Origin of the sequence: Paenibacillus sp. RUD330 (genome assembly GCF_002243345.2) — a bacterium.
Lineage (GTDB): Bacteria > Bacillota > Bacilli > Paenibacillales > Paenibacillaceae > Paenibacillus_O.
In genome coordinates this window covers 863,744-874,306 of sequence record NZ_CP022655.2, presented here as the reverse complement: position 1 = coordinate 874,306, position 10,563 = coordinate 863,744, and the positions used below count along the sequence as shown (strand labels likewise).

Here is a 10,563-nt window from a genome sequence, read left to right as displayed (position 1 = left end):
AGACACAGCCATTCTGCAGTCAGGTACCATCACTGCCAGGACGCTCCGCCAGAACTGGGAAGTCCCCGTTATGGACAAGCATTACCTGCCCAAGGGGCAAGCCTTCTTGCCCCGGCCTCCCAGCATTCGAAAGCCGTCCAAGCGGACGGCTTTCGTCAAGCATCTAGCTGAGCGCGGCAGCGGCCAGCTCCCTGAAATCGAGAGAGACGATCGGAGTTCCGGCAACAATCCGTTCCTTCATTGGCTCCATCCAGGCGGTGATGCCCTCCGTCAGCTCCTCCGGGCTGAGCTTCTTGGCAAGGACGGTATACAAAGTGAGATCGCGCATCTCCAGGAACAGCCCCAGCACATCCAGCCACTCCTCCGGCATCTTCCGTTCGCTGCGATAGCCTTGCAGGAAGCTGAGGAAGAAGTCCGCCGCATAGGCGTCCCGATCCGCCCCGTATCGGTCAGGAATTCGGGAGCTGAGCGCATAATAGAGCGGAATGGCGACATCGTGGATGTACCAGCTGTATTCCAGGTCGTCGAAGTCGAACACCATGATGCGCCCTTCGTGTACAAAAAAGTTGCCGTTATGGATATCTCCGTGAAGCAAGCCGTAGCTCCCTTCCGGCCGAGGCAGAGCATGCAGCCTATCCAGCACGGATGCTAGCTGCGCGATAACCCCGGGGTCCTCGTCCTGAAGATAGGCGGTTGCGTTCGCGATGAGGTCGTCCTCGCTCCACTGCCTTCGGGCGAGCTTCCGATCCAGCTTGGCGGAAGCGTTGTGGAAACGAGCCGTTACCGCCCCCCACTCCGCGAACAGCTCCCGATTCCAAGCCTCCGAGTCCGGCACCGCTCTTCCGCCAGGCGCTTTGCGGAACAGGCTCGCATAGAAGCACGATCCGTCCGCGGCCATGATTTTCTCGATGCGGCTGCCGGACGGCGAGGCCAGACCCGAGGCGATATCCTTTCCGCAGCCCTCCGCCTCAAGATGCCGTAGGAAATCAAGCTCGGCTTCGATTTCTTCCTGCGATCTATGGCTGCTGTGGGTCAGGCGCAGAATGACGGGAACGCCTTCCGCTGTCTGCATTTCATAGATATAGTTTTCAAAATCGCCCAGCTTCTTCGGATTTCCCTGCAGTCCGAAACGAAGAGCCGCATCCTCCAGCCGCTCTGGACCGAACAGCTTCTCTACCGATGCCTCCATATTTATCCCCCTTGCCTGTATTCAGGTTTTCTAATCTTCTTTAGGTTTAGGGGGCCGCCCCTTGATTTCCTGCCCGTTCCCTCAAATAAATCGTATACTGAAGCTATTCCCGGAACGATGGAGGAGGAGTCGACAATGGCATTTTTCGCGGTCATGCTGCCGATGCTGGATGAAGAAAAGAGCGCGAGGCTGCGGACGGAGCATCTCGCTTACCTGGAGAAGCTGGAGCAAGAGGGCCGCATCGCCGCCAGAGGAAGATTCACCGATGGATGGGGCGGCCTCGTCATTTACACGGGAGAATCGCTTCAACAGGTTTCCGCGCTCGTGGAACAGGATCCCTATGTCCTGCATCAGGCTCGCAACTATGAGATTCACCCTTGGGAAATGACTTCCCTGTTTCTGAAGGTCCAGCTCTAAGATTCCCTGTCCGTCCTGCTGTCGACGGCTTTTGGACATCGGCAGCATCGCTTCAGCAAGCAAAAAGCCCCCTCGCCTGAACGGTGAAGGGGCTTGTTTTTGTCACGGAGCCTTTTTGGCATAGTCGATCAGGTTGATGATCAGAACCGCTGCTTGAGCGCGTGTCAGAGGCTGGTCTCCATGGAACCGGTTCTTTTCGTCGCCTTGGACAAGACCCGCGATTTCCAGAGCGGCTGCGTGCTTGGATGCCCATGCCGGAATGGAAGAGGCGTCGGCGAAGGCAGGCTTGGAGTCTGCAGCCGGAAGGGAGAGGGCTTTGGCGACCAGCACCGCGATCTCGGCGCGGGTAATCGTCCTTTTCGGCCCGAACGTGCCGTCTTCGTATCCTTTCAGCCAGCCCGCCTCCGAAGCCTGCGCGATATACCCGCGCGCATAAAGCGGAACGGAGGAAGCATCCTTGAAGTCCAGGCTGCCGCCGGTGCTGTCCAGACCGAGCGCACGGCCCAGCATCGTGACGAAGTCGGCGCGGGTGACGCTTCCATTCGGATGGAAGCTGCCGTCTCCGAACCCGATGATGATGTTCAGTTCGGAAGCTCTAGCGATGGCGCCGCTCGCCCAGTGCTTGGAGCTGACATCGTTGAACGGCTGCGGCTTGGCGGAAGGCTCGGGCAATGCCGAAGCGGTCGGCGCCGGCGTGGCGGATGGCGTCGGGCTTGGTGATGGCGTCGGCGTTGCTGTCGGATAGGTCGGATACCATGGTATCGGTGTCGGCGTCGGTGCCTGCGTCGGCGTTGGTGTCGGGGTCGGGTTTGTTGTTGGCGTCGGCGTCGGGTTTGTTGTCGGTGTCGGCGTCGGATCAGAGGCCGGAGCTGTTTTCGCCGCCAGAGGGGAACTGAAAATAGAAACCCGGATCGCTTTTCCATCCTCTCCTTTTTGGATGGCGGCGATTTCAATCCTATACGAAGTGTCCGCCTCCAGGGACTTCAGCGTCCATTCCGTTCCGGCAGCGTACCCCGCCCATTGGCCATCCGCAAAAATGTCGTAGCCGGACGCTCCCGCTACGGCCTGCCATTGGAGCGGAATTTCAGTTGCGCCCGCTTTGCCGGCAGTCGGCGCCGCCGGGGCCGGCAGGCTGTCCGCAGAGCCGCCTCCCGCAGGGAGGTCGGCTGCGAGCTGGTCCGACATCGTATGGTTGCGGTCGGCGCTGATTTCCCAGTTCATGGCGCCGGCGATATCGATGGATCGGATATAAGCGGTTTTGTAGGCGGTCGACTCCGCATCGTCATAAGAGATGAACACGCCGGTCTTTTCATTGTACAGATAAGGAACCTTGGCGTAGTTGTTGAACACCCGCTTGAAGTCCGGATTCGTCAGGTAGTTGTTCTCGAGATCGGCGATGTCGAACTTCGCATCCGCTCCCCACGTTCCAGGGATGATCGTGCTGGAGCACTGCTGGTACTCGCCGCCGCTCGCGCAGCCGCCCCAGCCCGTTCCGTAATACGGAATTCCGGCTACCAGCTTGTAATTAGGCACTCCGCCTTTCAGATGTCCTTGCAGCCCTCCGGCAGCATTGAAGCGTTTGGCCGAGGCGCTCTTGTTGTTCGGATCGTAGTAAAGCGGAGCGTTGTGGGCCGCTTCCGTCTGCCAGGTTCCATTATAGTCGTAGGTCATGATGTTGATGAAATCGAGGTATTGGACCGAGTTGGCATAATCGGCATTTACCGTGAAGTTGTCGCCTTGGCCGGAAGCGATCGTCAGTAGATAATACTTGCCGTCTTCCTGGCCGGCGGCGTCAAGCGCCTCCCGGACGGTTTTCACCAACAGCGTGAAATTCTCCTTGTCCTGAGGTCCCCTGGCGTTGGTCGTCTCTCCGCCCTCGACCGGATATTCCCAATCGATGTCGAAGCCGTCGAAGCCGTAGGCGCGAAGGAACTGGACGGCGGAGCTTGCAAACGTCCTGCGGGAAATTTCATCCGCGGCGACGAGCGAGAAGTTTTTGGACCAGGACCAGCCGCCGACTGAGATGAGCGTCTTCAGGCTCGGGTTGTCGGCTTTGAGTTCCTTCAGCTCCTCGAAGCCTTGGGGATCGAATTCCGGATAGCCTTGAATGACGCCTCCATTGAACACATATCCCTGTTGCAGCTCGATGTCCGGGTTCTGGCATTCGGCTCCGGTCGTGCCGGCCCCCTTCCAGCAAATATCGCCAAAGGCGTAGTTGATATGCGTAATCTGCGAGCCGTCGATATCGGCCGGGCTGAACTGGCGGGCGCCCTGTGCCCAGGCGGCATAATAGGCGACAATGTTGTACTCGCGGCCCGGAACGGCCGTTGCCGGCACGCTCGCTTCCGATTGCCACAGGCTGTTTTTGGCGACGACCGTAAAGTCGTAGGCTTGGCCCTCGGTCAATCCCGTCGCCGCATAACGCGGAACCGGGCTGGTGCCGATGAGGTCGCCGTCGCGGTAGATTTCATACTCGGTCGCACCAGCTGTCGGAGCCCAGCCTAGCGAAATCGCGGTCCGGGTTCCGGATACGACCTGCACCGACTGCGGCGCGTCGAGCCGGCCCCAGACGATGCGCAGGCCGTTGCTCTTGCCGGATACCCGGCGATCCTTGTCCTGCGCGGCGACCTGGAAGTAAACGGATTGGCCTACCGTCGGCTTGGCGATTTCGTAGGAGAACCTGCCGGCCGCCGCCCAGTCTCCTCCGAACCATTTGTTGTCCACATACACGTCATATCCCGTAGCGAGAGGACTCGTCGTCCATCCCAGCTCGATGGAATTGTAGGTGACGTCCGTCACGCGAAGGTACTGTGGAGTCGTCAGCGGCGGCTCCGGATAGGCGTTTGGATCCTCGGCGGCGGTCGTTGCCGTGACCACATTGCTCTTCTCGCTCTGGGTGCCGAGCACCGGGACGGAAGTGACATAGAAGGAATAAGTCGTCTCCGGCTCCAAGCCGCCGACGATTTTCGGGGAGAATCCGGACCAGGCCGCCCAATTCCACTGGGTGCTGTCTCCGATCTTGTAGTAGATCTGATATCCGTTGTTAGGGTCGATTCCGGGAACTTCATCCCAAGTCAGAGTGATCGATTTTGCCTTTGCATCGGATACGGCCAGATTCTGGGGGATGTTGGGATCAGCCGCAGCGGCAGCGGGGGGGGGCGGCGGCTCCGAACATGCTGATCAGGAGTGCCAATGTAAGCAAGGAAGCAAGCGTGGAAGAAACGTTCTTTTTCAGTCGCGTGGTCAATCAAGTCACCTCATCCATAATGATTTGGGGAATCATGGAACGGCTTTTCGACCTCTGTCTGGACCGGCTGGCTTGGGAAAAGAGGGGCAATACGGGAAAATTTTGCGACAAAAGGGAAGTCAATGATATCAAGCATCAATGAGAGCGCTTACCACCCCGCCGGCGAAATTTGTGCCTATCAAGCTTCCCTATTCGCGGGGAAAGATCCAACACCTTTTCAAAATCTTTATGATCCGTGATATTTATCACAAAAAGATCGAAAGTATCATTTTTTCAACCACGAAATTGTATTTCACGATCATAAAAATTATCACAACGATCCCAGGCTCGGTTCATCACCGGGGCGAAGTCTCTATAAAGAGCCTATAGAACCGGTTCAGAGAAGCTGTCGGCCTTCTGACGCGGCAGGGGAAGGCTTCTGTCTGGCGACAGCGCCGGCAAGCCTGGATTTGAAGCAAGCATTTCGGATATTCGTTCCGCTATGGCAATTTTGAGGGCCTTTGGCTTACTTATCGGACATACGATCCGCTATTTGGCCGAATTCGAAGCTTTTGGCATTTTATCGGACATACGATCCGCTATTCCCTGGAAATTCCCCCTATATCAATAGATCGGAGCCATATAACGGATCGTATGTCCGATAGCTTCGCAGATTCCACTTTTTAAAGAGAATAACGGATCCTATGTCCGATAAGCCTTCTAGTATGGAAAACGTCCATGCGGCGGGGGCTTCCACCGAGGCGGAGGCGTCCGCAGCAACGGGTGTCTCTCCACAGCAACGGGTGCATCCGCAGCAACAGGTGCGTCCACAGCAACGTGTGCGTCCGCAGCAACAGGTGCGTCCACAGCAACGTGTGCTTCCACAACAGCGTGTGCTTCCGCAGCAACGGGTGCGTCCGCAGCAACAGGTGCGTCCACAACAGCGTGTGCTTCCGCAGCAACGGGTGCGTCCGCAGCAACAGGTGCGTCCGTAGCAACGGGTGTCTCTCCACAGCAACGGGTGTCTCTCCACAGCAACGTGTGCTTCCACAGCAACGGGTGTCTCTCCACAGCAACGGGTGCTTGCATGGCTTGCTTTCACCACAACGTGCACTTCTACCACAACGCCACTGCTATGTTTCTCGAAAGCCGCATAGGGCCTGTCATTATCCATAAAACGGAGTTCCTGCACTTGTCTTTCCTGCACTTGTCTTTCCTGCACTTGTCTTTCCTGCAACTGTCTTTCCTGCAACTGTCTCGCGTCCGTTTCAAAACGCATCAAACGAGCAACTGCCGTCTGCCCTCACGTTCGCCTGCCGTTTGGAAGGGAACGGCAAAAAGGCCGGATTTGGCTTCCGGCCTCTTTGGATCTGGGATGCTGCTGCGCGTACGATTATATTCCTTTGTTCTTGAACATGGTTGCGATCGAGCCGCCGTAAATATTGCTGCGGATCGCTTCGGTGAACAGGCTCGCCATCGAGATGACGGTCAGCTTGTCGGAATGCCCGGAAGGCTGCAGGATGGAGTCCGTAACGACGATTTCCTTGATATGCGCATGCTCCAAACGCTCAAGCGCATTTTGGGAAAACAGGCCGTGGGTCGCAGCGACCATGATGTCGCGTCCGCCCTTCTCGACGAGCTTGTCCACGACATTGAGAAGGGTTTTGCCCGTATCGATGATGTCTTCGATCACGATCGGCGTCTTGCCGGCCACCTCGCCGATGACATGCGTCTTCTCTTCTCCCGTGTGGCTGTCGTGGTTGGTCACGACCATCGCGAACGGGGCATGCAGGTAGTTCGCCAGCTTCTCCGCCGTAGAGGCGCGCCCCGCATCGGGAGACACGATGACCGGATTCTCGATGTTCTTGCTGCGGATATACTCCGCCAGCTCGTCGAGCGCCGTGAGATGATCGACCGGGAAGTTGAAGAAGCCTTGAATAGCGGCCGTATGCAAATCAAGCGGAATGATCCGGGAAGCGCCTGCCGTCTCCAGCAGGTCGGCGACCAGCTTGGCGGAAATCGCCTCGCGGGGATGGCGCTTGCGTTCCTGGCGGGCATAGCCGTAGTACGGCATGATGATGTTGATCGTCTTGGCCGATGCCCGCTTGGCCGCGTCGATCATGATGAGCAGCTCCATAAAATTCTCGTTGACCGGGTCCGACAGCGACTGCACGATGAAAATATGGCAGGTCCGGATCGGCTCCTTGTAGGAGACGTAGAGCTCTCCATTATCGAATTGCGACAGCTCCACCTCTCCGAGAGGAATGCCCAGCTGCTCGCTGATGCTCTTCGCAAGCGGAATATTGGAAGATCCGCTGAAAATTTTCACTTTATCCGTCATATTGATCCCTTTCCCTCCCGCGCTTCGGCTATCATCCTTTTTAACCATTATAGCCTATCGGAGCCAAATCAACAGCCCGCAGGAGGATTGAGCTGCGGCATCTCCTTACCAAGGGAGCGACCTCGCTGTACGGAACAGGTCCTTCTGCATCGCAGCCGAAACGAGTCAGCGTCCTTGTCACCCTGCGAACCCCATCGCTTCCTTCACAGGCTGTATGCGTCGGCCCCACTGCTTCCGCAGCCCGCATGGCTCCATCCTCCGGCACCCGCTCCAGCTCTTCGGAGCCGGCTATTGCAGGAATGCTTCTCTGTGTTGAACCCGCGGCTTTCCGCTGACGGCCTCGGCCAAATTCATGTTGAAGCCTCCGTATCCACGCCCGGGTACCGGCGTTCTTTTAGGATTCGCGGCTCGGCTTTGAACCAATGGGCAAAATCCGGTCCTGCCCCTATAATTAAAAAGCAGGATACATTCAAGGAGGAATAAGGATGGAAACGTCTTCCGGAAAAGTCGCCTCCATTACGAGGTATCCGGTCAAATCATTTGCGGGCGAACGCCTGGAAGCCTGCGAGATGGAAGCAACAGGACTAGCAGGCGACCGAGTCGGGGCATTCCGCGATGAAAGGAAGCAGGGATGGAACAGCTATATCACCGCTCGGCAGCTCCCGCAGATGCTGGCTTACCGCGCATCCGTAGCGGAAGACGGCCTGCATGTCATCTCTCCTGAAGGGCGGGCCTTCCGGTGGGACGGGCTGTTGCTGGCTGACATGCAGCGGCATACGGAAATTGGAATGTCGATGACCGGGTACAAAGAGCCTCATCAGGAGGAGCCGGGTCTCCTGGCGGTCGACGCCGCTCCCGTTCTGCTCGTGACCGACGCTTCTTGGCGCAAGCTCGAAGCCGTCTGGGGCAAGAAGCTGGACCTGCGGCGCTTCCGGCCGAACCTGGTGCTCGCGATGGATGATCCCGGCTTCGACGAAGCGCAGTGGATCGGCAGGCGGATCCGCGTAGGAGCCGCTGAACTGAGAGTCGACTCGTTCTGCGGCCGCTGCTCGATGATCGGCCTGGAGCCGGACTCGCTGCAGCGCGATCCGTCGCTGCACAAGACCGTAAGCCGGCAGTTTGGAAACCAGTTCGGCCTCTATGCGTCCGTCGCCGTGCCGGGTACCGTTCGGGTCGGCGATACGGTCGTCGAAGCTTGAACGCCTCCAAGGATAAGGGAGCTGAAGAAATGGAGCTGCTGTACGATCTGGTCCATCCGAAAGTCGCCAATCCAGCCGGGTCGGCCTTCGTTCGCCGTTCCGCCCGGGGCATCATCGTCGATGGAAGCAGGATGCTGGCGATCTACACCGCCCGTTATAATGACTACGGCATTCCCGGCGGCGGAATCGAGCCGGGAGAAGACATGCTATCGGGGCTCCGACGCGAGCTGGAGGAGGAAGCCGGCTGCTCTTCCGTCGAAGTCGTCCGGGAGCTCGGCCGCGTGGAGGAACTACGCCCCGCTCGGGAATCGGAATATGACAACATGAGGATGACCTCTTGCTTCTATGTGTGCCGGGCAGAGACGGACTTCTCCCGGATTCGTCCGGAAGCCTACGAGATCGCCAACGGTTCGCGGCCGAAGTGGGTGGAAATCGCCGATGCCATCTCCCACAACCGCGCCGTGATGGAGCGAAAGGGTGCCAATATCGGCTTTGCGATCGAACGGGAGACGCTTGTCATGGAGCTTGTCGAGCGTCAGCTCCGGGAGGGGCTGACGTTTTGAGCAGCAGCTGACTGGATATTTCCCGGCCTCATACGGACCTCCACTGTCACAGGCCATGCGTTTCCCGATCAAGGAGCTTCCAGCTCTTGGCCGAAGCGGCTGGGCGAAGGAGCTGATCCAGCACAACCCGTTCCCCCGGATGCCTGCGGACGAGCTCGCGCAAGCCTTCCTCGCGGCCGGTCTCGATCAGCCGCTCGGCATACTCGTTCAGCCGCCCTTTGGCATGATAAGGCCCGCCTTCCCGAATGACGGTCCACAGCGGGTCGGTGTCCGACTCCATCGACGCCATCATCTCGTCATGCCACCCGCTGAGGCGATGCACGGCCTCCCGGCACAGATCGGGCCGCTCGGCGGCGAGATTGTTCTGTTCGTAGGGATCGGAGCTCAAGTCGAAAAGCATTTCCTTGTCGAACAGATGGAAGCCGTCATGGTAAGTGCGAATGTACAGCCAGTCGCCGAAGCGGACGCTCCGCTGGCATACATGGGCGCATTGGGATACGATCAGCTCTTCCCGGCCGGTATCGGCTCCGTGCAGCAGGGTGGCCGCGTAGCTTCTGCCGTCCCAGCCGGGGGCGGGATCGAGCCCCATCATCTCCGCCATCGTCGGCGGCAGATCCAGATGATAGTGAAGCCCGTCATCGACGCCGGGCATGATTACTCCCGGCCAGCGGATGATCATGGGAATCCGGCAGGTGAATTGGTCCGCCGTCCCATGCTCGCCGTACAGGCCGAGCTCGCCAAGATTCTCCCCGTGGTCGGCGGTGACGATGATGACTGTATCCTCCAGCAGCCCCTTGTTCTCCAGGCTCTGCAGGATGTGGCCGATATGGATGTCCATATGACGTACTCCGCAGTCGTACCCGTCGATCATCCGGCGGAGATCCTCCCTGTCCTCCAGCTCGCCCGGATGTCTCGGGTAGGAGGGGTCGACGGCATTGTCGAACATGTTGATCTCCCTCGCTCCATGCGGCCCTACCTTCTCCCTGTGGCGGGCGAACACTTCGTCCGTTATCCAATGGGGAAGCGGATCCCCGGCGAACGGATCGCCCAGCTCCGCTGGAGCCCGGTAAGGCGTATGGGGATCCCAATAGTTCACATACAGCATCCAATCGTCCTGTGAGCCGTTTCGCTCCAGCCAGTCGAGGACGACCGGCGTGACCGCTTCCGCGGATTCCATGCCTCCGCCGCCGGTATTGTACATTTCGTTGAAGCCCGCATAGAAGGTCCAGGCGCTGTGCCGCTCGCCGAAAGGACTGATCAGCGCCGTCCTCATGCCGGCCCGCCGGAACAGGGAAGGGAAGCTTTCCTTGTCCAGCCGGCTCCGCATGCCTCTGCCCTCGCCGTCATGGCGCACGTCGCCGGCCGTCCCCCCATGTCCGACGACGCCATTGTGGATGCCGAAGCGGCCGGTCATAAGCGCAGTCCGGGACGGGAAGCAAGGCGCATCCGAAGTGTAATACCGGTTGAACCGCATGCCCTCTTCCGCGATCCGGTCGATGCTAGGCGATGTATTCCTCGGATAGCCGTAGCAGCCCAAATGGTCGGGTCTCAGCGAATCCAGGTCGAGCAGCAAAACTCTCATGGCCATTCCCCTTCCTTCAACTAGACTCTTCTGATTCTCGGGAACT

At 58.8% G+C, this 10,563-nt stretch carries 8 protein-coding genes; 4 read left to right on the top strand and 4 right to left on the bottom strand.

From position 1 onward, the window contains the following. Positions 1 to 163 precede the first annotated feature (163 nt). Entirely contained in the window at positions 164 to 1,189 is a 1,026-nt protein-coding gene (locus CIC07_RS03970) for a phosphotransferase enzyme family protein (RefSeq protein WP_076358636.1), read from the bottom strand. A 135-nt stretch (positions 1,190 to 1,324) separates the two neighbouring features. Between CIC07_RS03970 and CIC07_RS03965 the strand changes: the two genes are divergently transcribed. After that, complete coding sequence (locus CIC07_RS03965) at positions 1,325 to 1,606, top strand: YciI family protein (protein ID WP_076358635.1); 282 nt, start codon at positions 1,325 to 1,327, stop codon at positions 1,604 to 1,606. 102 nt (positions 1,607 to 1,708) lie between these two features. Here CIC07_RS03965 and CIC07_RS03960 read toward each other — a convergent pair whose 3' ends face one another. After that, complete coding sequence (locus tag CIC07_RS03960) at positions 1,709 to 4,684, bottom strand: glycosyl hydrolase family 18 protein (RefSeq protein ID WP_240923509.1); 2,976 nt, start codon at positions 4,682 to 4,684, stop codon at positions 1,709 to 1,711. A 95-nt stretch (positions 4,685 to 4,779) separates the two neighbouring features. Between CIC07_RS03960 and CIC07_RS03955 the strand changes: the two genes are divergently transcribed. Then, a complete protein-coding gene (locus CIC07_RS03955) occupies positions 4,780 to 4,995 on the top strand; it encodes a hypothetical protein (protein ID WP_076358634.1) in 216 nt (71 codons plus the stop codon). A gap of 1,230 nt (positions 4,996 to 6,225) precedes the next feature. Here the strand turns inward: CIC07_RS03955 and CIC07_RS03950 are convergent. Then, entirely contained in the window at positions 6,226 to 7,173 is a 948-nt protein-coding gene (locus tag CIC07_RS03950; RefSeq protein ID WP_049868922.1) for a ribose-phosphate diphosphokinase, read from the bottom strand. A 485-nt stretch (positions 7,174 to 7,658) separates the two neighbouring features. Here CIC07_RS03950 and CIC07_RS03945 point away from each other — a divergent pair, with 485 nt between their 5' ends. After that, positions 7,659 to 8,372: an MOSC domain-containing protein gene (locus CIC07_RS03945; protein WP_076358631.1), complete on the top strand. Its 714-nt coding sequence runs from the start codon at positions 7,659 to 7,661 to the stop codon at positions 8,370 to 8,372. Positions 8,373 to 8,401: 29 nt separating this feature from the next. Next, positions 8,402 to 8,935 (top strand): NUDIX domain-containing protein, encoded by a 534-nt coding sequence (locus tag CIC07_RS03940; protein ID WP_076358630.1) that lies wholly within the window; start codon positions 8,402 to 8,404, stop codon positions 8,933 to 8,935. Positions 8,936 to 8,981: 46 nt separating this feature from the next. On the opposite strand, the gene CIC07_RS03935 is transcribed toward CIC07_RS03940, so the two are convergent. Then, positions 8,982 to 10,517, bottom strand: a complete 1,536-nt coding sequence (locus CIC07_RS03935) for a sulfatase family protein (RefSeq protein ID WP_076358629.1) — start codon at positions 10,515 to 10,517, stop codon at positions 8,982 to 8,984. Positions 10,518 to 10,563: the final 46 nt, after the last annotated feature.